27 protein-coding genes are annotated in these 24,750 nt (G+C 36.5%); 10 read left to right on the plus strand and 17 right to left on the minus strand.

The features are described 5' to 3' along the window. The first annotated feature begins 12 nt into the window (after nucleotides 1-12). Genes C7B89_RS01865 through C7B89_RS01875 form a run of 3 tightly spaced genes read left to right on the plus strand, consistent with a single transcriptional unit; the run spans nucleotide 13 to nucleotide 2,459 of the window. The gene (locus C7B89_RS01865) at nucleotides 13-681 is read left to right on the plus strand and encodes an ABC transporter ATP-binding protein (protein WP_115673071.1); all 669 of its coding nucleotides are present in this window, start codon (nucleotides 13-15) and stop codon (nucleotides 679-681) included. 33 nt (nucleotides 682-714) lie between these two features. Continuing rightward, nucleotides 715-1,419: a class I SAM-dependent methyltransferase gene (locus C7B89_RS01870; protein ID WP_115673072.1), complete on the plus strand. Its 705-nt coding sequence runs from the start codon at nucleotides 715-717 to the stop codon at nucleotides 1,417-1,419. Further along, a complete protein-coding gene (locus C7B89_RS01875) occupies nucleotides 1,416-2,459 on the plus strand; it encodes a saccharopine dehydrogenase family protein (protein WP_115673073.1) in 1,044 nt (347 codons plus the stop codon). The genes C7B89_RS01870 and C7B89_RS01875 overlap by 4 nt, the downstream gene beginning before the upstream one ends. A gap of 50 nt (nucleotides 2,460-2,509) precedes the next feature. Here the strand turns inward: C7B89_RS01875 and C7B89_RS01880 are convergent, their stop codons facing one another. The 3 genes from C7B89_RS01880 to C7B89_RS01890 all read right to left on the minus strand — a co-directional run bounded on the left by C7B89_RS01880 (nucleotide 2,510) and on the right by C7B89_RS01890 (nucleotide 4,812). Further along, on the minus strand, nucleotides 2,510-3,232 hold the full coding sequence (locus C7B89_RS01880; RefSeq protein ID WP_054548544.1) for an amino acid ABC transporter ATP-binding protein: 723 nt from the start codon (nucleotides 3,230-3,232) through the stop codon (nucleotides 2,510-2,512). Further along, complete coding sequence (locus C7B89_RS01885) at nucleotides 3,225-3,884, minus strand: amino acid ABC transporter permease (RefSeq protein WP_036075291.1); 660 nt, start codon at nucleotides 3,882-3,884, stop codon at nucleotides 3,225-3,227. Before C7B89_RS01885 ends, C7B89_RS01880 begins: the two co-directional genes overlap by 8 nt. A gap of 133 nt (nucleotides 3,885-4,017) precedes the next feature. Beyond that, nucleotides 4,018-4,812, minus strand: a complete 795-nt coding sequence (locus tag C7B89_RS01890; protein ID WP_004233155.1) for a transporter substrate-binding domain-containing protein — start codon at nucleotides 4,810-4,812, stop codon at nucleotides 4,018-4,020. A gap of 422 nt (nucleotides 4,813-5,234) precedes the next feature. Between C7B89_RS01890 and C7B89_RS01895 the strand changes: the two genes are divergently transcribed. After that, nucleotides 5,235-8,243, plus strand: coding sequence for an ATP-binding protein (locus C7B89_RS01895; protein ID WP_115673074.1), 3,009 nt, complete (start codon nucleotides 5,235-5,237; stop codon nucleotides 8,241-8,243). A gap of 5 nt (nucleotides 8,244-8,248) precedes the next feature. Continuing rightward, complete coding sequence (locus C7B89_RS01900) at nucleotides 8,249-8,971, plus strand: DNA-binding response regulator (RefSeq protein ID WP_231595762.1); 723 nt, start codon at nucleotides 8,249-8,251, stop codon at nucleotides 8,969-8,971. Between the two features lie 229 nt (nucleotides 8,972-9,200). Here the strand turns inward: C7B89_RS01900 and C7B89_RS01905 are convergent, their stop codons facing one another. Genes C7B89_RS01905 through C7B89_RS01935 form a run of 7 tightly spaced genes read right to left on the minus strand, consistent with a single transcriptional unit; the run spans nucleotide 9,201 to nucleotide 14,976 of the window. Continuing rightward, entirely contained in the window at nucleotides 9,201-9,569 is a 369-nt protein-coding gene (locus C7B89_RS01905; RefSeq protein ID WP_048395761.1) for a Na+/H+ antiporter subunit G, read from the minus strand. After that, nucleotides 9,547-9,831, minus strand: coding sequence for a Na(+)/H(+) antiporter subunit F1 (locus C7B89_RS01910; protein WP_004233151.1), 285 nt, complete (start codon nucleotides 9,829-9,831; stop codon nucleotides 9,547-9,549). The genes C7B89_RS01905 and C7B89_RS01910 overlap by 23 nt, the downstream gene beginning before the upstream one ends. Beyond that, nucleotides 9,831-10,313, minus strand: a complete 483-nt coding sequence (locus C7B89_RS01915) for a Na+/H+ antiporter subunit E (protein WP_048395764.1) — start codon at nucleotides 10,311-10,313, stop codon at nucleotides 9,831-9,833. The genes C7B89_RS01910 and C7B89_RS01915 overlap by 1 nt, the downstream gene beginning before the upstream one ends. Continuing rightward, nucleotides 10,313-11,818, minus strand: coding sequence for a Na+/H+ antiporter subunit D (locus tag C7B89_RS01920; protein WP_048395766.1), 1,506 nt, complete (start codon nucleotides 11,816-11,818; stop codon nucleotides 10,313-10,315). Before C7B89_RS01920 ends, C7B89_RS01915 begins: the two co-directional genes overlap by 1 nt. Further along, nucleotides 11,811-12,149, minus strand: a complete 339-nt coding sequence (locus tag C7B89_RS01925) for a Na(+)/H(+) antiporter subunit C (protein WP_004233143.1) — start codon at nucleotides 12,147-12,149, stop codon at nucleotides 11,811-11,813. The genes C7B89_RS01920 and C7B89_RS01925 overlap by 8 nt, the downstream gene beginning before the upstream one ends. 3 nt (nucleotides 12,150-12,152) lie before the next feature. Further along, nucleotides 12,153-12,575 carry a Na(+)/H(+) antiporter subunit B gene (locus C7B89_RS01930; RefSeq protein WP_004233141.1) on the minus strand — a complete coding sequence of 141 codons (423 nt, stop codon included), beginning with the start codon at nucleotides 12,573-12,575 and terminating at the stop codon, nucleotides 12,153-12,155. Beyond that, complete coding sequence (locus C7B89_RS01935) at nucleotides 12,565-14,976, minus strand: Na+/H+ antiporter subunit A (protein ID WP_048395768.1); 2,412 nt, start codon at nucleotides 14,974-14,976, stop codon at nucleotides 12,565-12,567. The genes C7B89_RS01930 and C7B89_RS01935 overlap by 11 nt, the downstream gene beginning before the upstream one ends. 564 nt (nucleotides 14,977-15,540) lie before the next feature. On the opposite strand from C7B89_RS01935, the gene C7B89_RS01940 reads away from it, so the two are divergent. After that, nucleotides 15,541-16,227: an adenine nucleotide alpha hydrolase family protein gene (locus C7B89_RS01940; RefSeq protein ID WP_036075307.1), complete on the plus strand. Its 687-nt coding sequence runs from the start codon at nucleotides 15,541-15,543 to the stop codon at nucleotides 16,225-16,227. A 28-nt stretch (nucleotides 16,228-16,255) separates the two neighbouring features. On the opposite strand, the gene C7B89_RS01945 is transcribed toward C7B89_RS01940, so the two are convergent. Beyond that, complete coding sequence (locus C7B89_RS01945; RefSeq protein ID WP_054548546.1) at nucleotides 16,256-17,461, minus strand: MFS transporter; 1,206 nt, start codon at nucleotides 17,459-17,461, stop codon at nucleotides 16,256-16,258. Nucleotides 17,462-17,563: 102 nt separating this feature from the next. On the opposite strand from C7B89_RS01945, the gene C7B89_RS01950 reads away from it, so the two are divergent. Further along, a complete protein-coding gene (locus C7B89_RS01950) occupies nucleotides 17,564-18,283 on the plus strand; it encodes a DUF421 domain-containing protein (RefSeq protein WP_115673075.1) in 720 nt (239 codons plus the stop codon). 24 nt (nucleotides 18,284-18,307) lie between these two features. On the opposite strand, the gene C7B89_RS01955 is transcribed toward C7B89_RS01950, so the two are convergent. After that, nucleotides 18,308-19,012 carry a CBS domain-containing protein gene (locus C7B89_RS01955; protein ID WP_048395772.1) on the minus strand — a complete coding sequence of 235 codons (705 nt, stop codon included), beginning with the start codon at nucleotides 19,010-19,012 and terminating at the stop codon, nucleotides 18,308-18,310. Nucleotides 19,013-19,187: 175 nt separating this feature from the next. Here C7B89_RS01955 and C7B89_RS01960 point away from each other — a divergent pair, with 175 nt between their 5' ends. Continuing rightward, entirely contained in the window at nucleotides 19,188-19,952 is a 765-nt protein-coding gene (locus tag C7B89_RS01960) for a MerR family transcriptional regulator (protein ID WP_425269269.1), read from the plus strand. A gap of 2 nt (nucleotides 19,953-19,954) precedes the next feature. Then, nucleotides 19,955-20,608 carry a GAP family protein gene (locus C7B89_RS01965; RefSeq protein ID WP_103117268.1) on the plus strand — a complete coding sequence of 218 codons (654 nt, stop codon included), beginning with the start codon at nucleotides 19,955-19,957 and terminating at the stop codon, nucleotides 20,606-20,608. 39 nt (nucleotides 20,609-20,647) lie between these two features. Here C7B89_RS01965 and C7B89_RS01970 read toward each other — a convergent pair whose 3' ends face one another. From C7B89_RS01970 to C7B89_RS01990, 5 genes are all read right to left on the minus strand, one after another. Then, complete coding sequence (locus C7B89_RS01970) at nucleotides 20,648-21,430, minus strand: ABC transporter permease (RefSeq protein ID WP_103117267.1); 783 nt, start codon at nucleotides 21,428-21,430, stop codon at nucleotides 20,648-20,650. After that, nucleotides 21,427-22,311 (minus strand): ABC transporter ATP-binding protein, encoded by an 885-nt coding sequence (locus C7B89_RS01975; protein ID WP_115673077.1) that lies wholly within the window; start codon nucleotides 22,309-22,311, stop codon nucleotides 21,427-21,429. Before C7B89_RS01975 ends, C7B89_RS01970 begins: the two co-directional genes overlap by 4 nt. After that, nucleotides 22,308-22,511 carry a PLDc N-terminal domain-containing protein gene (locus tag C7B89_RS01980; RefSeq protein WP_081010918.1) on the minus strand — a complete coding sequence of 68 codons (204 nt, stop codon included), beginning with the start codon at nucleotides 22,509-22,511 and terminating at the stop codon, nucleotides 22,308-22,310. The genes C7B89_RS01975 and C7B89_RS01980 overlap by 4 nt, the downstream gene beginning before the upstream one ends. A 118-nt stretch (nucleotides 22,512-22,629) precedes the next feature. Further along, complete coding sequence (locus C7B89_RS01985; RefSeq protein WP_048395783.1) at nucleotides 22,630-23,061, minus strand: protein-tyrosine phosphatase family protein; 432 nt, start codon at nucleotides 23,059-23,061, stop codon at nucleotides 22,630-22,632. A gap of 20 nt (nucleotides 23,062-23,081) precedes the next feature. After that, complete coding sequence (locus tag C7B89_RS01990) at nucleotides 23,082-24,029, minus strand: carbohydrate kinase family protein (RefSeq protein ID WP_054548551.1); 948 nt, start codon at nucleotides 24,027-24,029, stop codon at nucleotides 23,082-23,084. A gap of 156 nt (nucleotides 24,030-24,185) precedes the next feature. Between C7B89_RS01990 and C7B89_RS01995 the strand changes: the two genes are divergently transcribed. Continuing rightward, entirely contained in the window at nucleotides 24,186-24,749 is a 564-nt protein-coding gene (locus C7B89_RS01995) for a GNAT family N-acetyltransferase (protein ID WP_066038452.1), read from the plus strand. The last annotated feature ends 1 nt before the right edge of the window (nucleotide 24,750 follow it).

The raw sequence follows: 24,750 nt of genomic DNA on the forward strand, positions 1-24,750 counted from the left end.
GGAGCTTAGCCTATGTTAATCCTTGAGAATCTATCCTTTTCAAGAAATCAAAAGGAAATTTTTAAGCAGTTTCAATTACAAATTGCCCCTCAAACAGTGACATGTATTTTAGGCTCTTCAGGTATCGGAAAAACGACATTATTAAGGCTTATTGCAAAGTTTATATCACCCGATTCAGGGCTAATAAGCTCTCCTACTGGATCTTTAGGCTATGTTTTTCAGGAGCCACGTCTTCTTCCTAGTCTCACCGTATTTGAAAATATTGCATGGGTCAGTGAGACAGTTGATGTGGAACGGATAAATCAATTATTAAAAATTGCAGGGCTCTATCACAATAAAGCACACTATCCGCATCAATTAAGTGGAGGTATGAAACAGCGAGTCTCACTTATTCGAGCGATGGTTAATCAACCAGCTCTTTTATTAATGGATGAACCATTCCAGTCACTGGATGTCCGTTTAAAAAAGGAAATGTTGCAGTTAGTCCATACACTTTGGTTGGACTATCAACCAACCGTTTTATTAGTGACACATGATTTACACGAGGCTCTTTTTCTTGGACAACGAATACTTATTTTTGGGAATAGTCCTACACAAATACTGGGTGACTTCACTAAACAATCATCAGCCTTTCATCCGAATGATTGCTTAAAGATGAAGGAATTGCTCTCGGAATCTTAACGCATAGAAATTAATTATTTTGGAGGTATTTTAATGAATAGATCTTTACATAACTGGGACAGTCCTTCTGTCAACACATATCAACAGTCCATTCGACAAAAAATCATAGGCTATGATCTTATCTATGACATGATGGCCAGTATACTTCACAATTTTACTGCTGCAAATAAATTTTTAGTAGTAGGTGCTGGTGGCGGACAGGAATTACTCACATTAGGCAAATCCTTTCCTTCTGCCCATTTCACAGCAGTCGATATCTCAAAGGTAATGCTGGATCTGGCTGCTAAACAAATTGAATCGCTACCACACGAGCTTACTATTAAGTGGCTTGAGAAGGATTTACTCTCCCTAAGAGTGAATGAGTTATTCGATGTAGCTAGTTGTCATTTAGTTTTACATTTTATTGAAGACTTGGACCAGAAGAGGGCAATGCTTCAAAAAATTGCGGATAGCTTAAATGAAAATGGTGTGTTATTTATCTCATCGATTAATGCTGATTTAACTTCCCAAACATTCAAACACGAGCTTCGTTATTGGCGAAGTTCCATGCTTCATAACGGAATAAGCGAGGATCATTGGGAACGCTTTGAACAATCCTTTCGCATGACAACTCACCCGATTACTCTTGAATTGCTTATTGATTTGCTGAAAGAGGCTGGTTTTACGACAATCCTTCCATATTTTAAAACACATATGATTGACGCTTTAGTCGCTATTAAGGGAGAAACTACTTTATGAAAAATGGGAATATCTTAATCATCGGAGGCTATGGTGAAGTGGGAGGGAAAATTGCAAAATTATTGTTGCAAAGCTATCCTAACAGAATATGGATTGCCGGAAGAAATATAGAAAAGGCAAAGCATTTCTGCGCCCAGCACAATAACTTAGTAAGACCTCTACAATTGGATGTGTCGAAAAAAGTGCACCCAGAGCAATTAGATAATGTAGCACTGGTCATTATGTGTTTAGAGCAAAAAGATACTGCATTTGCGCAGCTTTGCTTAAATGAAGGGATTATGTATATCGATATTACTGCAAGCTATACCTTTCTTAAAAAGTTAGAGGCACTCCACTTACTAGCTGAACAGAATCATTCCACAGCCGTATTTAGTGTTGGTATGGCTCCAGGATTGACAAATTTAATGGCCATGCATGCTGCAAAGCAATTATCCTCCGTAGAGGAGCTGCATATTTCTATCTTACTCGGCGCAGGCGATACGCATGGCACTGCAGCAATTCTTTGGATATTGCATCAATTAAATACACCGTTCAGTAGCTACAACAATCAGAGAGTTGCTAATTTCACTAATAAGAGAACCGTGAAATTTAAGAAATTTGGAAAGCGTAGTGTGTATCAATTTAATTTCTCTGACCAGCACACATTAACAAAGCATTTTCCTTCTATTCCTATCGAAACAAGATTAGGTTTTGATGTAGAGTCGCTCAATAGATTTGTATCCTTTTTACAAAAAAGTAGAATTGCTTACTTATTAAAATTTGACCGTATCCAAACCTTGCTCGCTTCACTTATTCAAAAAATTAAAATTGGTTCTGATGTATGTGGTATACAAATACAAGCCATTGGAAAAAAACATCACAAAGAAACAAGTTATACATTAGACTTTCTAGAACGCGATGAATCTCTCGTAACAGCGAAAGTTGCAGCATTTATTGCGAAAGAACTCCTTAACAACAATCATCCATCAGGAGCCTATCATATTGAGGAGCTATTTACTTTAGAAACCTTACAGGCTCAATTTGAACTGTCCATTCAATAAAAAAGACATTTAGCATTCGCCTAGACGGGGAGCTAAATGCCTTTTATTTTTTATAAAACCTTTTCTAAAAAATCCTTTGCACGCTGTGTTGATGGCGCTGAAAAAAACTGTTCTGGAGGAGCATCCTCAATGAGCTTGCCGCCATCAAGGAAAAGAATACGATCAGCAACCTCACGAGCAAAGCCCATCTCATGTGTCACAATCAACATGGTCATCCCAGAATCTGCGAGGTTTTTCATAACAGCCAATACCTCTTTAACCATTTCAGGGTCAAGTGCCGATGTAGGCTCATCAAATAATATAACTTTAGGGTCCATGGCAAGTGCTCGCGCAATAGCAACACGTTGCTTTTGTCCTCCCGATAAACGATTTGGATATTCTAGACGCTTCTCAAACAGACCTACTTTCTTTAGTAACTCTTCTGCTTTGTTGATAGCTGTAGCCTTATCCAAACCCTTCACATTGATTGGCGCATATGTTAAATTTTCAAGCACAGTTTTATGAGGGAAAAGATGAAAATGCTGAAATACCATACCTACTTCTTCACGTATTTTCATTATATTTGTCCCTTTATCTGTCAGGACATCCCCTGCAATCGTTACCTTCCCACTTGTCGGAGTTTCTAATAAATTTAAGCAACGAAGAAATGTCGATTTACCTGATCCTGAAGGTCCAATAATAGCAATTACTTCTTTTTCTTTAACTTCAGTTGATATACCCTTTAATACTTCATTCTGCCCATAAGATTTGTGTAAATCTTCAATTTTAATCACTTTTTCTCATTCCTTTCTCGATTCGTTTACCAAGGAACGTTAAAACAAGCGTCATGATGTAATAGATTACCCCTGCAAAAAGTAGTGGCTCAAGATAACGGTATGTCGAACCTCCTACAATGTAGGCACGACGCATAATATCTAATGCACTGATTACTGTCACAACTGCTGTTTCTTTATTTAATGTAATAAATTCATTTACTAAGGATGGTAAAATATTTTTTACTGCTTGCGGAATAATAATATCCTTCATCATTTTTGCATATGGAATACCCAATGCTTGTGCAGCTTCCATTTGTCCTTTATCAACTGCATTGATACCAGCACGGATAATCTCCGAAATATATGCACCTGAATTTAAACCAAAAGCAATAATAGCTGTTGGAATAGGCTCAATTTGGATATCTAGTAATTGCGGTACTGCATAATAAATAATTAGTAATTGTAATACAAGAGGTGTACCGCGGAAAATCGACGTATAGAAATCAGCAAACCAACGTAAAAAATTCACTTTACCAATTTTACATAATGCTAAAAGTATACCTACGATAAAACCAATGATGGATGCACCGATTGCAATTTGAAGTGTAACACCTATCCCTTTTAAAATATAAGGAATAGAGGGAACGATAGCTGTAAAATCTAAATTCACAGCGCTCCCTCCTTTCTTTTTCATCATGATGTAGCTTTGTTTTTTGTACCAAACACAAATTTAGAAGAGGCTTAAAGGATAATAATGAAAAGCACAAGCGATAGCCCAAAAGTAGAGCTATCGCACGCAATTATTATTCAACTTTTTCTAACCATTTTTCTTCTAACTCTTTGATTTTGCCTTCTTCAGCTAGCTCTTTTAAAGCTTTATTAATTTTATCTTTTAAATCGCTCCCTTTTGGAACAGCGATTGCTTTGAAATCTTCAGGCTGTTCTTCCACTGGGAAAGCCTCTAATTGATCATTCGTTTTTAAATAGCCTTTCGCAACGCCACCCTCTAAAATACCTGCGTCTAAACGTTTAGACATCATATCTTGCACAATCTCAGGGATTCGCGTACGTCCTTCTACTGTTACATCAACCTTTTTCGCAATTTCATTACCTAAGTTTTCCTGAATAGATGCAGTTTGTACACCTATTTTTTTACCAGCTAAGTCAGCTTCTTTTTTAATACCGCTATCCTTTTTAACAAGGATTACTTGCTCTGTTTCATTATATTTATCTGAGAAATCTACCACTTTTTCACGCTCTGGATTCGGTGTCATACCAGAAATAACGACATCAATTTTCCCTGCTTGTAGTGCTGGCACTAAACTGTTAAAGTCCATATCTTGCACTTGCATATCAACGCCTATTTTTTCTCCAACTAATTTGATTAGATCAATATCAAATCCAATAATTTCTTCGCCTTTTGCTGCATCCACATATTCAAATGGCGCATAGTCAGCTGATGTACCAACTTTTAATACTTGCTTACCCTCTGTATCCGTAGTAGATCCTGTATCGCTTGCATTATTGTCTTTAGTGCCACATGCTGCAAGTACACCTATTACTAGTACCAGCATCATGATGAATAACTTGTTCTTCATAAATTGTAACTCCTTTTATTTATAATTTATTGTGTATGAGAATACATTTCTCGAATATAGTTGATTGGATATTTATTCATGTTGAAGAATAAAAAATCTATCTGCTAATTAAGATATACTCTTTTGAAATAATAATCAAGATAAACTAAAAAAATTTTAGCTAAATATTATATGCATAATTTTCTGATAAGTCAATTTATTTTTGTTTTCATTCATTTTACAAAGTAACTTTACTATTTTCCGTTTTAGCATTATTTATTCCTCCATCATAAAAACAACTTAATTTCAACAGTTCAGAGATAGAGATTATCGCCATCCTTTAAGCTCGCAATATTTAGATTTCATCGCTAGTAGGAATTTTGTATTAATGCCGTAAGTTATCTTGTATAATCCAAATAAATCATTTGAAAGGGATTTTTACGATGAAAAAATTATCGTTATTGTTCGCAATTATTATTGGCTCAGTGCTGATAGCAGGCATTACCTTTTTCTTAACTCAACCTAAGTCGCATGGGCCGCAAGCGATTGAAGGTGTGATGGATTTACGTCATCATTCATTTCACGATAATACGCCTATCAAATTAGATGGGGAGTGGGAATTTATCCCGAATCATTTAGTGGACGGTGAAGCCTTTGATTCCTATCAAAGCTATCTTGTTAATGTCCCTTCAGCTTGGACAAAATATACAATTGATGGGCAACAAATACCTGTATTTGAAAGTGGGACTTATCGTCTCAAGGTTTTAATCGATGATACCGAAGATATTTTAGGAATTAAAACGAGTAACATTCGAATGTCGAACGCATTGTATATTAACGGAAAGCGAGTTGGACATAGTGGAGAGCCAGCTGAGGATAGCAGCTATATACCCCACAATACCCCATATACCGCTTATTTTTCGCCTGATAAAAAAGAACTTGAATTGATTGTTCATGTAGCCAATTTTGATTATGCACCAGGAGGAGGAATTATTAGCTCCATTTTTTTGGGGGATCAATCTAGTATTGCAAAGCTTCGAGAGGGTGCCATATTCTACGATTTAATTACCTTAGCAGGTTTTTTAACAATGTTTATCTACTTTTTTGGCTCATATCTTTATTCAAAATTTGGTATAGAACAGCTTTACTTCTCTATATTTTGTTTCGCAAGTGGGGTTTACACCCTTACTCATGGCGAAAAGCTATTACTAGACTTTATAAATATTTCCTATGCTCCATTTCAGAAAATGCAAATGATCTCTAGTATAGCTGTAGGCCTTTTTATATTGTTGTATTTTTACCGTGCTCTAATAAAACATATGAATCGTTTAGTTGTGAAAGTGTTTTGCGCAATAGGTATCCTTCTAATGCTGGTTGCATTACTTCCAACATCCATTAATTCACTATTTCAGAATATCAACTCATTGTATGTATTCGCAAATATTGTTTATATCTTCTATGTACAAATTATAGCAATTTACAAACGTGCTACTGGAGTAATGTATTTAACATTAAGCTCTCTAGCCATTTTGCTTTATTTTATCGTTGCTACTTTAAATACAAATATTAATCTTGAACTGAGTGCTTTACCACCATTGTTGCCATTTATTTGCCTGACAATGCTTTCCCTATATATTTCTCATCGTTTTGCAGATTCTTATTTAGAAAAAGGCAAGCTAACGGAGGCACTGATACGTGTAGATAAATTAAAGGATGAGTTTCTCGCTAAAACATCTCATGAATTCCAAACGCCCTTACATGGCATTATAGGCATTTCACAATCTATGCTGAAGGATAATAGTTTACCTATCTCAGCGGACGAACAAAAAGAAAAAGTATCACTTATTTTCAATATTGCAGAACGTCTATCCTATTTAGTCAATGATTTACTTGATTTTTCAAAGCTGAAGGAGAATGAATTAACATTGCGGATGGCATCTGTTGATTTATATGCCATTACACATATGACTGTAGAAGTGCTTTCCTACACGATTAGCAAGAATGTCAAAATTTATAATCATATAGAACGGGGAACCTTTGTCCAAGCTGATGAAAACCGTCTTCGCCAAATTTTATATAATTTAATTCATAACGCAGTGAAGTATACAAATGAAGGAAAAATTGATATAACTTGTTATGAGAAACAGTCATTCCTTGTGATTGAAGTTAAGGATACTGGGTGTGGGATAGCACCAGAAAATTTAAAAACCATTTTTAACCCGTTCCAACAATTCAATTATTCAATTGGTGGCAGTGGATTAGGTTTACATATTACAAAGGAGCTTGTCGAGCGGCAGGGTGGGAAAATATTTGTTGATTCTATTGTCGGACAAGGCGCTACCTTTTCATTCAAATTACGAAAAGGTCAGCCGACAAATGAGGAATTACCATCCATGCCAATCCAAACATACCAGCATCCTTTCCTAACATTCCCACATATTGTTGAGAAAATAGGAAAGAAAAAAATTCTTATTGTAGATGACGATGCTGTTAATTTAAAAGTACTAATAGATATATTGACACAAGAAAACTATTCCATTATAGCAATTGATAATGGACACCATGTTTTTGAGTACCTTACACAACAACCTAGTATTGATTTATTAATTTTAGATATAATGATGCCCACAATTTCTGGCTATGAGATTTGTCAACAGGTTAGGCAACATTACACGTCTACAGAGCTACCTATTCTAATGTTGACTGCGGCGGTTCGCCCAGAGGATATGATTGCAGCCTTTCAATCTGGAGCAAATGATTTTTTACATAAACCTTTAGATGCTACCGAGCTAATGACAAGGGTTCGCAATCTTCTTTTATTGAAGGAGTCTGCAGAAACAGCTGTGAAAATGGAAACTGCGTTTTTACAAGCACAAATAAAACCGCATTTTATTTATAATGTCTTAAATTCCATTCTGTCCCTAAGCTATTTAGACTTAGATAAATCACGGGCAATGATTACAGATTTTGCTACATTTTTACGTAACAGTTTTGCCTTTGAAAATGCCAACAGTCTTGTCCCTTTGGAAAAGGAGCTTAGTCTTATTGAGGCATATGTAAATATTCATCGTACTAGATATCCTGAGCAATTAGAATTTAATATTTGCATGGATGAGCCTATCCAATGTCTTATTCCTCCTTTACTGCTTCAGCCTTTAGTAGAGAATGCCCTTCTTCATGGTTTGAAAGTCAGAAAAGAGGTTAGCGAGCTACTATTAGTTATAAGGCAGGAAGAGCATATGGTGATTTTCCAACTGATTGACAACGGCATTGGGATATCTTCAGAGCTTTTAAGGCAAATTCAAAATGGTGAGAAAACAGCTAGTCAAGGCATTGGTATTTTAAATATTTCCAAAAGATTAAAAAAATTCGACAACGCTACTATCCATTTTGATAGCCACGAAAACAAAGGAACGACTGTTGAAATAAGATTTCCAATAATTACTTTATAGAGGATGTGAGCAGCTTGTTAAAAGCAGTTATTATAGATGATGAAATTTTAGCCATTCGTTTATTAGAATCCATGCTAAAGGCAAGTGGCTCTATTGAGATTATTGGAACCTTCCAGAATCCAAAAGATGGTTTAGTAAATATTGATATGCTAAAACCTGATATATTGTTTTTAGACATTGAAATGACTGAAATGACTGGACTTGAATTTGCTTCTAAAATAGAAGATGTCTCAAGCTATATAGATATTGTCTTTGTTACAGCTTACGAAAATTATGCTTTAGAGGCCTTTAATGTACAGGCTATAGATTATATTTTAAAGCCCATTGACCACAACCGACTCTTAAAAACAATTGAGCGGCTACTTGAACGAAGGCAACATAAAAAGTTGATGCAACCAATTGAACATACTTCCGTAAATGAAGGAATCAAAATTATTCATACATTACACTTCCATATACACTCAGGAAAAGTTTCAATTGGTGATACTGTATTAACTTTATCAACAAAGGAATTCCAAATTTTATTCTTTTTAGCACAGCATTGCAATCAAGCTTTTCCAGCTGCTGAGCTGTACCGACTTATTTGGGACGAGGATAGCTTTGGACAAACACAAGCCTTACGAGTTCATATCAGCAATTTAAGAAAAAAACTTGAAACGATTCCAGGTCATACAGCTAAAATCGTTATGGTAAGAGGCTCTGGGTATCAATTAGTTTTTCAAGAATAATTTGAAAAGGAAGTTGATTTAACCAATCAACTTCCCTTTCACTTATTTAGAATCCACTTGAATGTTAAGAAATGTCCAATGTTTGCTATCTTAAGCCAGTGCTCTCTCATCTTTTGTGCAGGGATTTCGCCACTCTCTTTGAAGAATCTATTCATCAATTTTGCAGTTCTACTATTTTCATTATTTTGCACTAAAAAGACTGTTTGCTTTAGGGCAAACAGTCCTCCTTCTATTTTATCGTATGCTCTTCAGGGAACAATTTTGACTTTAATTCATCTTCACCAGAGTCCTTTGCTAATGGAACGCGAGAACGATAGGCAGCACGACAAATTAAATGCCCTGCAACGGGTGCTGTCACAAAGACGAAAAGAATACCTAAAATGAGCCGTACACTAACAAAACCGTCATGCACCCAGAAATAGATAAACGCTCCTAACAAACAGGTTAAAACCGATAATGTAGAGCTTTTCGTAGCAGCATGTGATCGTGTATAGACATCTGGTAGGCGAATCATCCCAAATGCGCTAATAACACTCACAATGGAACCTATAAGAATAAGGATAACTGCTGCCCATTCAATCATTTGATTTACGTTCAACAATCACACCTCTTTCTATATATTTTGTAAATGCAATCGTTCCGATAAACGCTAAAATCCCCAAAATAAGAATAGCTTCTAAATATGCTTTAGTCTTCAATATAATAGAGACAATCGCAATAGCCGATAATAAATTAACACCAATTGTATCGAGAGCTATCGCTCGATCAGGCATTGACGGACCACGGATAACACGATATAACGACAGCGCAATGGAAATACTGAAGAAAGCAAGTGCAAGAAGTAATATATTGTTAATCATTAGCGTGTCACCTCCATTATTGCTTGTTCGAATTTTCCAATTGATCGTATAACAGCATCCTTTGACTGTTCGATGTCCATAGCATGAATATAAAAGACATCTCCCTCTTCCGATACCTCCATGACGACAGAGCCAGGTGTTAACGTTAACAGTAAGGCAAGAGCTGTAATCTCCCAATCACCCTCTAATACAGTTTTATATGTGAAAATACCCGGTGTAATATTTAGCTTAGGTGTAGTGATTTGTCTTAATACACTATAGCTTGATAAAAATAGCTCCCAGTTAAACAGCCATAATAACTTGATAATGGAAAAGACTCTCCTCATGTAAAATTGAGTACCATAAAAGCGATGCATCGCATATAGAATACCCATACCTACAACAAAACCCATTAAAAATGTTGAAAATTGTGGTGTCACTTCATCCTGTAGAAGTAACCAAAGTGTTGCGATAAATAAATTTAAAATAAACTGCATCGCCATTATTTATTCACCTCACCTTGCCATTGTTCGCCATCTAAAACTGCATCGATATAGATAGATGGTGTATAAAGTGTTTCAGCTGCATCTGTGACAAATGGTGCCAGTTTTTCTGCCCCAATACCTAACCCAAATGTGCAAACAGCTAGTAATGTTAATGGCAACAATATACGTTTAGGTAAAGGTTTTTCATCCTCTAAGCTAATAATGGTTTCGCCGAAAAAGGAAGAAAGAAATATCCTTAACAATGAATATAAAACAATTAAACTAGAGAAAAACCCTAGACCTAATAGAACGAAATGGCCACCTTCTATCGCACCTTGTCCAATTAAAACCTTTCCTAAAAAACCACTCAGTGGGGGTATACCAGCTAGTGAACACATTGCTATAAAGAACAACCATCCAAAAAAGGGGTAGTTACGAATAAGTCCACTCATCTTATCAATTACTGTTTCCCCAGTGAGATATATCATCATGCCAACAGCTAAGAACAACATAGCCTTAGCTATCATATCGTGCATTAAATAGTAGATAACACCTTGTAAGGCTGACTCTGTGCCTACAGCTAGCCCAATTATTATAAAACCAACGCCAATTAGTACATTGTAAGAGGCTATTGTTCTAACATCACGACCTGAAAGTGCACCGATACAGCCTGCTATAATTGTGAGTCCAGCCATGATGCCAAGAGCTGTGTGTGTGACTTCAGGATTGTTAGGGAACAGCAATGTAAAGGAACGTACAAGTGCATACATCCCTACCTTTGTTAATAAAGCAGCAAATAAAGCAGCAATGGCAGTTGGTGGTACACTATAAGATCCTGGCAACCAGAAGAATAATAAAAGTCCAGCCTTCAAGCTAAAGACGATTAAGAAAATAAGCGCTACTGTTGTAATAAGAGGATTAGCTCCTGCCTCCATTACACGAACTGAAATATGTGCCATATTTAATGTGCCTACCGTTCCATACAGAAAAGCTAGTGCCACTAAGAAAATCCAAGAGGCAACAATGTTGATGAGCACATATTTCAATGCTTCACGTAGCTGAATTTTTTCGCCACCTAAGCTAATCAATGCATAGGAAGCGAGCAACATTACTTCAAAACACACAAATAAGTTAAAAATATCGCCCGTCAAAAATGAGCCATTGACACCTGCTATCATCAGCAAGGTAAATGGATAAAAATACATTTTTTCATATCTTAGCTCCATTGTAAAAATTGCATATAGCATACAAATGAGGGCTACAATATTTGCAACTAACACTAATAGTGTCGCAAATGAATCGGCTACAAATGAGATTCCAAATGGTGGTGCCCATCCACTAAAATCAATGCGCATCACACCCTGTTCTTGAATCTCTACTAATAAAATGACGCTAATGATAATAATAAAGCTCAATGTCAATAAGCTGATGATACGTTGTAGCGTCACATGCTCTTTTAAAAACACCAGTAAAATAGCAGTAATTACTGGTACAATTAATGGTAAAACAATCATATTACTCATCAGGCGTACCTCTCAATTCATCAAAATTCCCTGAACCATTTGTTTTGTACGCGCGATACCCTAAAACGAGAACAAAAGCAGTGACAGCAAAGCTAATCACAATCGCTGTTAATATTAATGCTTGAGGTAATGCATCTGTATATGGTCCCTCTGATTCTCCTAATAACGGGACATCCCCTTTTTTTAAACCTCCCATAGTCAAAATCAGTAAGTGGGCAGCATGAGATAAAACAGCGGTGCCTAAAATAACACGCAATAACTGCTTCGAGAGGATTAAGTACGTCGCAACAGCTACTAATATACCTACTAAAACAAGTATTAAAGACTCCATTGGCTACTCATCCTCACTTATACTTAAAATAATTGTTACAACAACCCCCACCACTGTTAAAGCCACACCTGCTTCAAAAATAGTGACAGTTGAAAAGCCCATTTTCCCAAAGATAGGAACATCTATATACGTATGTGCTTGTGTTAAAAATGGGACATCAAAAAACAACGAACCTATTGCTGTTCCAGTTGCAAGCAATACACCAAGAGCTGCAACTTTTTTGAAGTCGAAAGGCATCCCTTTATGAACAGTTTCAATATCATAGGCTAGATATAACAAAACAATGCCTGAGGCTAACACCAGACCACCTATAAAGCCACCGCCAGGAGCATGATGCCCAGCAAAGAATAAATACACGCCGAGTGTTAAAATAATGAACACAACGGCTTTGGTGACGGTTCTTAAAATCACATCATTAATTTTCATGATCTGCTTCCTCCTTTCGAGGCTTAAGCTTTGTCAGAGCATAGACCCCTAAGCCAGCAATTAGAAGAACAACAACCTCTAGCATCGTATCAAAAGCACGGAAATCCCCTAGTATTGTATTAACGATGTTGGAACCGCCAGCCAATTCATAGGCATCATTGAAGTAAGTAGCCACTGGTTCAAAGCGATCATAGTGTACGACGGCTAAACCAACAATAGTTACAGTTGCACCAACAAAAATAGAAATCAATGCTTTTGACCATTGAACCCTTTTACGTGGTAGCTCTGGCATTAAATCTGGCAAATATTTAAAACATAAAAGGAATAAAGCTGTTGTGACCGATTCAACAACTAATTGTGTTAAAGCTAGGTCTGGTGCACGGAAAATAACAAAGAAGAAAGCAATAGAATAGCCTAGTACACCATTTAGCAACATGGCTGTCACCCGACCCTTTGCGAAAATCATCCAAACAGCAGCAAAAATCATGACAAACACAAGGATTAACTCGTAGGATTCTATAGCGGAATCTTTGTCAAAATTAAAGGTCATGGCATCTGACCAAACAAAATAACCAGCGATAAGTGCAACAAAAAATACATATATATAGACAAAATAATGTGTTAAATTACCTGTCATATATTTATTGGTAAGCTTCTGTGAGCCATTTTCACTCATCTCTATCATTCGATTGTAATACGTATTAAACGTATACTTTTGTGAAAATAGACGATAAAGTGGCTTCCAGCTTTTTAATGTTTTAAATAAGATAATTCCAATAATAATGACACCTACTGTCATCAATAACTCTGCATTGATGCCATGCCATGCATGAATATGTGGTGTTAACTCACTTGTAGTTGGGAATGTTGGATAAATACTAGCCATAGCAGGCTCTAAAATATAATGACCTAATATATTAGGGAAGAAAAAGATACCAACTACCAACAAGCATAAAATAATTGGCGATATTAACATGCCAAGAGGAGCTTCGTGTGGTTTTTTATCAATCTTCTCTGGCTGTAGTTTACCCAAAAATGTACGACTAATTAAAATCAAACTATAGACAAAGGTAAAGATACTTGCCACCCATGCTACTATAGGGAAAAACAGCCCTATATCAGCAATAGAGAATGCTTCTACATCACGAATAGCCAATACTGCTGCAAAAAACATTTCCTTACTTAAAAAGCCATTAAATGGTGGCAGTCCTGCCATTGAGAAGCTACCAATCACAGCAATTGTAAAAGTGATAGGCATGAAAGACATTAAGCCACCTAAACGACGAATATCACGAGTACCTACTTCATGATCGACAATTCCAACCATCATGAATAAAGCTCCTTTAAAGGTCGAATGATTCACAAGGTGAAATAGCGCTGCAAAGCTTGCTTGGGTGTAAAGAATTGAGTTTTCCTCATAGCCATAATAATGACCAACAGACCCAAGACCAAAGAGACTCATAATTAAACCAAGCTGACTCACTGTTGAAAAGGCTAATAATGCTTTTAAATCCGTCTGACGGACAGCATTAAAGGAGCCCCAGAATAATGTAACTAGGCCGATAACACTAACTAGCCAGAACCATACTGCCTCTCCTCCAAAAACCGGTGAAAAACGAGCAACTAAATAAATGCCTGCCTTCACCATTGTTGCGGAATGTAAGTAAGCACTAACAGGTGTTGGGGCCTCCATAGCATCAGGCAACCAAATGTGGAATGGAAATTGTGCAGATTTTGTAAAAGCCCCTAGTAAAATTAGAATAAGCGCTGGCGTAAATAAGGTATGATCTCGTATAACCTCTACATTAGCTACAATTTCACGAATACTAAATGTATGAGAAGCTACATAGAGCATTAAGAAACCCGCAAGCATTGAGAGTCCGCCAAAGACGGTAATCATCATCGCTTTTTTAGCACCTGCCCGTGAAGCCTTTCTATGATGCCAAAATGCGATTAATAGGAATGATGACACACTTGTTAATTCCCAAAATGTGTATAATACCATTAGGTTATCTGAAAAAACAACGCCAAGCATAGCGCCCATGAATAGTAATAAATAGCAGTAAAAATGATGAAGAGATTCTTTCGTTGATAAATAAAAAATAGAATATAAAATGACTAAACTACCTACACCTGTAATCAGCAGACCAAAAATCATACTGAGTCCATCTAGGTAAGTTGTGAAATTTATATTAAAAGAGGGAATCCACTCATATGTATGAATAAAGGTTTTACCCTCGGCTAATTGAGGAATATAGCGAGCGAGTAAAAGAAACAAGATGAATGGAACAGATAAAACAAACCAGCCAAGATGTGTGACACGCCTTAGTCGCCTGTAAAGCAATGGAATTAGAGCAGCACAAACAAATGGCAAAAGTATCGCAATGAGAACTGTGACCAAATGAAAACCTCCTACTATCTAAATCATCTAGCAAATTTTTGTGGTGATGGGCATGTAAAGTGCTAAGACTTTAGAAATTTGTTCAAGCTAAGGAACATATTAGATGTATTCTTGAAATTTTTTAATGGAATGTGGTGGGGTATTAAAGTGCCTAATTGTTTATAAAAACGGTTATTTTAGTTATTTAGTCACTTCTAACCCGATGCAAGCCTAAATAACTTGTGGAAAATCAGATAATTTATACAGTTACAACTCAGTTAATATCAGCATAATGAAGACACTTGACTATCTATTTAACTCACTGCATAATAGTGTGGCATATGAAAGCAAATTAGCATAGATGCACAGAATGCATAAATTAAATAATCTCTAATTATCGATTTAAGCTTAATCCTTCAAGGGTTTTCCAATACATTTTCGTTAACTTTTATACATTTTTAAGTATACAATATAAATGAGCATAATGCACTGTAACAGCATCGATTTTAGCTGTTTTAGGATAATTTTTTCAAAATCAACAGTGAAATTAACAAAATACCAACAGATAAGAGGTGTACATTTTTTATGAAGCATGTAAAAGGGCGTTTAGATGAAAGTATATTAGTTTGTGTTTATTACGGCTTAAATGGCGAACGTTTGATTCGTCGTGGTCATAAGATGGCCACAATGCTTGATTGCCCACTCTATATTCTTTCAGTCGATTCGCAACCCCTTGATGCATTTGACGCAGAGAAATCTAGTTATATAGAGCAATGGAAAAAGTTATCAGATGAACTTGAGGTTGAAAAATTTATTTTGCAAGATAATGAAAAACGCCCCATACAAAAGGTTATTGCAGAGGTCGCGAAGAATTATAGTATTTCACAAATTATCGTAGGGCAAAGCGCACAAAGCCGTTGGGAGGAAATCACTAAAGGTTCGTTCTTAAACGTACTGTTAAAGGAAGTTCCTTTTGTTGATTTTCATATCGTAGCTGTTCAACGCCCAACCGATGATGATGCAAATGAAACATATGAAAAAGGAGTACGTGCTTACTTAATTAAAGAACAGGAGAACTTTAAAGTAGCATTTACATGTCCTAAGTATGTATCAATTGAAGGTATATTCTTCAAAGAAATTGGCACAGATTTTGACAATGGCATCTTTAAATTTACTTACAACGATAAAATGCATGAAGTTCATATTTCAGAGGGCTATGTAATTGATCAGGAAAAATTGCCAGCAGAATTTTTAGCTCCATTAAGACAATAAAAAAACGCGTAGATACGCGTTTTTTTTATTAGACAGCAGCTGAAGCTGGTTTATCTTTCGGTAAGAAGAAGGCAACTAGTAATAATAAAGGTAATAATGAAACAACAATCATTGTAAAATCAATGCCTTTATGATCCATTAAAACGCCGATAACCATTGCCCCTATTGCGCCCATTCCAAAAGCAAATCCTGTTGTTAAACCTGCCATGGTGCCAATTTTTGTTGGGACTAACTCTTGCGCATAGACCACCGTTACGGAGAAGCTAATCATAATCAACGTACCAATAATAACTAAAAATATCATAGCCGCCCATAATGGTACATATGGCAGTGCTAAACAAAATGGCATAGGGCCAACTACAGAAAGGATAATGACATTTTTCCTACCAATACGGTCTGATAAAGAACCTCCAAAAAAGGTACCTACTACACCAAATGCCATGAAGGTGAATATTAATATTTGCCCTAGTCGAAGGCTGACCTCATAGTGATCCATTAGATAAAACACATAAAAACTTGTTATATTTGTTGTATAAAATGATCGTGCAAAAATAATTGTAAATAATAATGTTAATGCGATTCCTACTTGTTTCTTTGTTAATGGAGGCAATGTTGAGACGAGTACACGCTTTTTCTTAGTTGCACGCTCCTGCTCCAATTGTTTTTTATACCATGTAGCAATTTTACTTAATAAAATAATACCAAACGTTGCAATTACTAATATGATCGCAGCCCCACGTTGCCCTAAAATATCAAAGATGTAAGCACTAATTAATGGTGCTAGTGCTTGCCCTGAATTTCCCCCCACTTGATAAATAGACTGCGCAAGTCCTCGTTTAGATCCAGCTGCCATAAAGGAAACTCTCGATCCCTCAGGGTGAAAAATAGCTGACCCGAAGCCTATAAATAATACCGCAATAATAATAATCCAATACTGCGTTGTGAACGCTATAATAGCAATCCCTATAAATGAACTAATCATACCGATAGGTAAAGCATAAGGCATTGGTTTTTTATCACTGATAAAGCCTACCGCAGGCTGCAATGCAGAAGCAAATATATTTAATACAAAAGAAATCATTCCAATTTGTGTAAAGGTCAATCCTAATTCACTCTTAAATATCGGAAACATCGCTGGGATAACAGCTTGCATCGTATCATTAATTAGGTGAGCAACACCGATTGCAATCATTATTGGATAGATTGGATTGGTTACATTTAAATGTTTATTCATGTTGCCACCTCACTCTTATTTTGTTTAAACATGATTGTCGCATACTATCGACCTTTTTGCACAAGCTATAGTTCGACAGCTGTAAAAGGAGTTGATATATGCATGGAAAGTTTTATTCATGCTCACTTTTGGGAAATGATTCTACGAACAACACTTTCGTTTTTTGCCTTACTAATTCTGGCACGTATACTTGGAAAAAAACAATTAGGCCAGTTAACATTTTTCCATTACATTACAGGTATTACATTTGGGTCGATTGCTTCAGAGATTGCCTCTCAGGAAGAAACACCATTTTTAGATGGTATGATTTCCCTCGTTTGGTGGAGTGCTTTAACGTATTTGATGACCGTTATTACGATTAAATCTAAAAAAGCTCGCGTTCTCATTGATGATAAACCAACAATTGTTATTCAAAAGGGTCTTATATTAGAATCAGCACTACAAAAAAACCGTCTTCATCTAGATGAGCTTACAATGATGTTACGTGAACAAGCCATTTTCTCCGTACAGGATGTTGAGTATGCTTTACTAGAAACAAATGGAAAGCTCAGTGTGCTACAAAAAACCTCTGAACAAGTGGCTACAAAGCAGGATGTTAAAGCCGATGTATCACCACCTACCTACCTTCCTACTGAAGTTATTTCTAATGGTCAACTTATTACCGAGAATATTGTTGAACTTGAGCTGACAGAAGACTGGGTAATAAAGAAATTGAAAAAGCAAAATGTGCATTCTGTAGAAGAAGTTTATTTTGCTCAAGTCCAAACAAATGGTTCCTTGTACATCAGCTTAAAAGATAAAGCGAGACATTCAAGCCCTTAATGCTTGTCTAGTCTCGTTTTTTTGTTAATCAATTTTGACAATATCTAAGGGCGTAATAATACCGAGTAATCTTTGATGTGGTTGACCATGCTCCGTTATTAATAATGCCTCAAAGCGTCTCCCTCTTTCGACTCCTTGTTTAAATATTTCCTCAGCCTCATAGATGGATATCGTTCTACTGACAAATTTGTAATTCACTCTATTTTTCTCATGCAATAAGATATCATGCAGTGTTGGTATTCTTTTCGGTAAATGATCACCACCCATCTTTGACGCAAGCCAATTTGTGATTCCTACTGTTGTGATTAGCCCCTTAAACTGCTTATTATAATAAACAGGAAATTGTGTATATTTGCGCTGACGTATCACTTTTAAAACATGTTTTAAAGAATCGTTTTCTTGAAAAATCAATACTCTTTTACGGAACATTTGCCCCACAAGCGTTGGCTTAGCAAGGGTAGCATCTATGTATTCAATTCGTTCTACAACATCAGTATGTGGCTCTGCAATCACATAATGTAATGATGTACGATGATGCACAATCGCATTTCGTAAGTCTGCATATGAGCGGAGATCATCTTCATATTTCTTCACCAAGACATCCTTTTTCTTTGCTTGATCAATCAGCCGATAAAAAGGCATAAAATCCTTCGCACCTACAATATCTCTCAGTCTATGATCTATTCGATTAAACGCTGTCAGGAAACGATCGGAATTTTCAGTTCCCACTTTTCATGTCCCTTCTTTCTATAGTAGTCTATATATTTTCCGAGTTATTTGACAAATTTCGAGTTACACACCCATTATATTCCTAAGTTATAGAGATTCCAAGAAAGGAGTTTTACAATCCCTCTTGAAAGTGACGTTACGTCATTTTATATAATGTCATTAACAGAGAGGAGGAGTGATTACCTTGCTTACGATTCACAATGTATCAAAACAAACTGGCATTTCTGTTCGAACGTTACGTTACTATGAGGAGATCGGCTTGTTACTTCCTATAGCAAAGACTGAGGGGGGACATAGGATTTACGGAGAGAACGAGCTCAAAACGTTACAACAGATTGTATTTTTAAAGGCATTGGGCTTCAAGTTGAAAGAAATTCAGACACTTATCAATAATTCATGGAACTGGGAAGCAAGTTTAGACCATCAGTTAGCTTTTGTAGCAGAAGAGCAAAAGAAACTACAGCAAATGAAGAACACTATTCTTGGATTAAAGAATGCTTCGTCTATCGAAGGTGGGTTGACAGAGTCCCTTATCCAAAAGTACATTAAGCTTTCAAATCAAGAACGAGATAATAAGCAAGCCTTCCGCCAGCAGATTTTTGCAGCTACAGAAATGGAACTACTTAGAAAATTACCCAATTTAAATAAAAATGATCCTAATTCTTTAGAGTGGATTGGTTTATTAGGTCAATTAAAGCAGCTTCATAAGGAAAGTCCTGAAGCCGATTCCGTTCAGTTTATTATTAAACGAATGATGGAAAAAGCCGAGGTAGAATATAACGGAAATGATGAATTTTTAGAGAAGATGTGGACCATAAGAAAATCTACTTATAAATCTGAACAAATTGGATTATATCCTTTAGAGGAAGAATTTCTACATTTTATAGAGCAGGCTTTTCATGTTTATGAAACAAAAAAACAGGCGTTAGGAAAATCATAATCATGAACATAGAAATGTTGCTACTGATTGGTACCTTAGCTTTGTTAGACATGTTTAGTCCTTCTATAATTGGCGTATCCGTCTATGTATTGCTTGTGGCTAAAAAACAGCAGATCCGCCTTTTATTAACCTATTTAATGACTGTTGGGTTGTTTTACTTTAGTACTGGGATTTTTTTAATATTAGGTCTAGGTGTCATATTCAACCCTATTTCTAATTTGCTAGATAGTTACTCAGCTCGATTAATCATGACCATAGTAGGGGGAATTTTATTTATTGGCAGTTGGTTAGTTCCAAAAAGAAAGGCAAATGGATCCCCTAAACCAAAATCTTTACATGTGAGCTCTATGGTAGCTTTAGGTTTCACAACTTCTATTTTAGAAGTTGCAACCGCTCTTCCTTATTTCGCGGCAATAGGTATTTTAACGAGTAATCAAATAGTGTTTTATGAATGGTTACCTTTATTGGCAGGATACAATTTAGTAATGATTGCACCAGGGATCATCCTACTATGCTTTCATCTATTATTCCGCCGATTTATGAATAAACCTTTAAGAAAAATTCAAACGCTTTTTGATCAAAGAACAAGCTCGACCCTTTCTTGGATTATGTTCTTTGTAGGATTGATTTTGCTTATAAATGGTAGGATGATTTAAAATAAAAAACGGTAAAAATGGATTTTTACCGTTTTCTCTTCAGATTTTTGTCATAGACGCATTTCTTTTCATCATCACGATACCAATGCCGATGCAGATAATTGTCAATGCTAGCGTAATGACTAAGCTCCACCAGTAATCTGACATCTCTATTGTTCCTCGAAATTTTGCAATTCCGTAGCTTGCTAGTTTCCACGGAGATATTGTCCAAAAGATTCCTATAATCATATCGATAATTTGCCCAACAAAGATCACTGTAAATGCACATGTTGTAGCAATAACTGTTTTAAAGCTGGCACTCATCATTAACGTAACAGCTATCACAAATAGCAACCAAATATAGTACGTAGAAAAGCTTACTAACAGTGCACCCACGTCCAACGTTCCATATAGAATAGTTGTATAATAGACACTTGCACCAAACCCAGCTAAAATACTAACAAAACAAATGGTGCTCATAACAACAAATTTACTCAAAAAATATGCGCCAAATGATATAGGCCTAGCATATAGTAATGTTGCCATACCATTAGCACGTTCCTTACTAATAGCTCCTACAAACGAAGCCATCATCACCAATAAGCCAATTGTTTGAAATTGCCCGATAGAAGCTTGAATTAAATCCAGTGGCATTAATTCTGGCATCAACATTTCAAAGCCCTCTGGAACATTTCCAACAGCATTTAAAATATCCATCATATAATAGTTTGTTAGTGGATCACTCATTCCAAGCAGAGCAAACACTAGAGGAATCCATAGAAACTTCCAACTCCGCCATGCTTCTCTAAATTCCTTTTGCAGAAGTACATTGAATCCTCTCATGCCTTTTTCGCCACCTTCATGAAAATTTCTTCCAAAGATGCTGTCTGTCGCTCTACCTTTCTAATTGTATAAGGACATTCACTTAACCGTTGAAACAACATTTTCATCGTCGGCTCTTCATTCACGATCTCAATATACACATTACAACCTATTACATGATTAGAGGAATTTGCAAAAAGCTTAGCCTCTTCTTCACTGCCAAATTCAATGACATAATTTTGCTCATCAAAACATTGCCGTACTTCACGTAATGTTCCCTGCTCTACTAGTTTTCCATTTTGCAAGAATAATAGTTGATCTGTCATTTCTTCAGCATCATTTAAAATATGCGTTGAGTATAAAATAGTCGTCTCTTGCTGTAGTCCTTTTAATAAATCAAGTACTTCTCTACGGCCAACTGGATCTAATGCTGAAACAGGTTCGTCTAATAGCAGTAATTTAGGCTTATGCACTATTGCTTGGGAAATACCTAGTCGCTGCTTCATTCCACCTGAAAAAGAGGCTATTTTTTTATGTTGGACGTCCCCTAACCCTACAAATTCTAAGGTTTTTTGTGCTTCTAATTTAGCCTTTTTGGCTGCTACACCATTCAATTTTGCAGCCATTTCTGTAAACTCTAACGCAGTTAACCAAGGATGAAATTGTGGATATTGGGGTAAAAAACCTATATTCGAACGTAAATCATTACCTAGCATCTTTACATTTCCAGCAGTCGGTCTTAAAAGCCCCGTTAACATAGATAAAGTGGTTGTCTTGCCAGCTCCATTTGGACCAATTAAAGCCGTAGAAGTTTTTTCCTCTAAGTTAAAATGAATAGCATCTACAACTTTGTGCTCTGCAAATTGCTTGGTCAAACCTATAACTTGAAGTAAAGTTGTCATGACTGCTTTCTCCCCACTATAAAGTACGCAATTGATCCAAATAGATTAGCAAAAAGAATAATAAACACCCAAAGAATTTTAGGGCCGTTTGTTGCATGAATTTTTCGTAAATCAATAAGTGCTACAATCATCAAAATAATTTGAACGATGATGAGCGGTGCTATTACTGCCCATGGAACTTTTGCTAATTCCTCCATCATACAGATCACCTCATTATTTGTTATACATTAACTATAACAACTTTGTTCTAATATGTATAGAACAAAGTATCTCTTACATCATAAAAAAAGATGTACCTTAATTAGTACATCTTCTCAATTATTTATAAAGTTTTTGCAGCGCGTCTTCCATTTTAGGGCGTATCGTCACCAATGGACGAGCTTTTTTGACAGCTGCCTGTGCTGCTTCTAATGAATCAGCCATTCCCAACTCCATTAATATAGCAGTAGCTGCAACACCTGCACGTCCACCACCACTTCCACAGTGAACATATACTTTTTGCCCTGTCTCAAAGGCTATAGCAACTTCTTGCGCGACTTGTTGAATGGATGATGCTACCTCACTATCTTCATCTGCTATAGGCATATGTTTATAAGAATAAGGAACTGTCTCCTGGTCTTGAGGGGATAGCCCTTGAACACGAACATCTATCACAACATCAACGGATTCTTGTGTAAATGCAGCCTCTGCATCTTTTGCACCGCCAAAGAACAGTTGATCCTTTACTAAAACATCGTAGTCTTTCCCCATATTCTCCACGCCTCACATGTTTATTTTAGTAAATGCTTAATATCCTCATAATATGGTAGAGCCGTTAAAGCACCTGCTTTTGTTGCGGCAAACGCTCCTAATTTGTTGCCAAAGCTTGTACAACGCACTAGTTCTTCTTTTGTTGTAGGTAAACCATTGTAATGGACATCACGTAGGACACCTGCCATAAATGCATCTCCCGCACCTGTTGTATCCACAGGCACTACTTTCTCAGTCGGTACATGTATAACTTCACCATTAAGGACTGCATAAGTCCCGTTTTCTCCTACGGTAATTAAAATAATAGGCACTAAATAGCTATTTAATTGCTCGATACCTTCTTCTAAGCTACTTGTCTCTGTCAGGAAGAATAGCTCATCATCCGTCACCTTTAAAATATCGACATCCTCAAAAAATGATGTAATCGTATCTCGACAAATTTCTTCACTGCTCCAACGTAAAGGACGAATATTTGCATCCATTGCAATAATCGCACCCTTGTCCTTAGCCATTTCTACTGCAGCTCGTGTTGTAGCAAGAGCTGTTGGATGGAACATTGTGCCTGAACACACCGTTAAAGCAGAGGCATGCTTAAAAGCTGCTTCATTTAGCTGTGATGGTTCAACTTGTAAATCAGGTGTTTCATCAACATAATCCTTAAAAATTCGCTCACATGCTTCTGTTAGATGCACATATACACCACTTACTCGTTTTGCTGGATCAAATACGGCATAATCCAGTTTCACACCCTCTTGGGCAAGCCCATCTCGCACAAATTGCGAGCCCTCGTCATCCCCCGTAATTGTAATTAATGCGGAAGGCGCACCAATGCGGCTAATACCCGCTGCAACATTGACCGTTGCGCCACCCATATATTTAGTAAATGATGTGTTTGTTACATCATCAGCAATATAGTCAATAAAAGCATCTCCATAGACTAATATAAAATCCTTCTCTTGCTTTGTCATGATAGTCCTCCTGAAAGTCTAGTCATTATAGATTAACACGAAAATTGTCATTCTATAAAGGTTTTTACTTTTGGGATTTCTTTATGAGCGGATGGATAACTTGAGTCATCCCCTATCTTTGTTATACTTGCCTATAGAAAGGTAGGGATTATCAAAATGAGTATTACAATTCGACAAGCGCAACCACAAGATGCCCATGCCGTTGTGCCTTTAATTATCGACGCCATTGGCGATATTGCTAATCGCTTAACTGGTGAGCAATCAACGGAGGCTGTTATACAAGAGCTGACTGTTCTTTTTCACCAAGAAGACAATCGACATTCTTATTTAAATACTTTTGTCGCTACTGAAAATGAACAGATTTTGGGGATTCTCGTTTATTATCACGGCGAACAAGCCGTTCACATGGACGCTAACCTTGTTAAATGGCTTGAAGCAAAAAATGCGCCATCCATTGTTATTGACCAAGAAGCCCATGAAGATGAGGCTTACATTGATACAGTTTGTGTTGCACCAGCTGCACGTGGTAAAGGAATCGGAACATTGCTATTACAATTTGCTGAAGAGCTGACAAAGCAGCGTGGCTATACAAAATTATCATTAAATGTTGAAACCCAAAAAGAAGAAGCTCGCCGTCTTTATGAACGACTAGGATTTGTTATTACGGAGCCTTGGTCAATTATTGATGAGCCTTTTCACCATATGGTTAAACAGTTTTAGG

Origin of the sequence: Lysinibacillus capsici (genome assembly GCF_003367505.1) — a bacterium.
GTDB classification, from domain to species: domain Bacteria; phylum Bacillota; class Bacilli; order Bacillales_A; family Planococcaceae; genus Lysinibacillus; species Lysinibacillus capsici.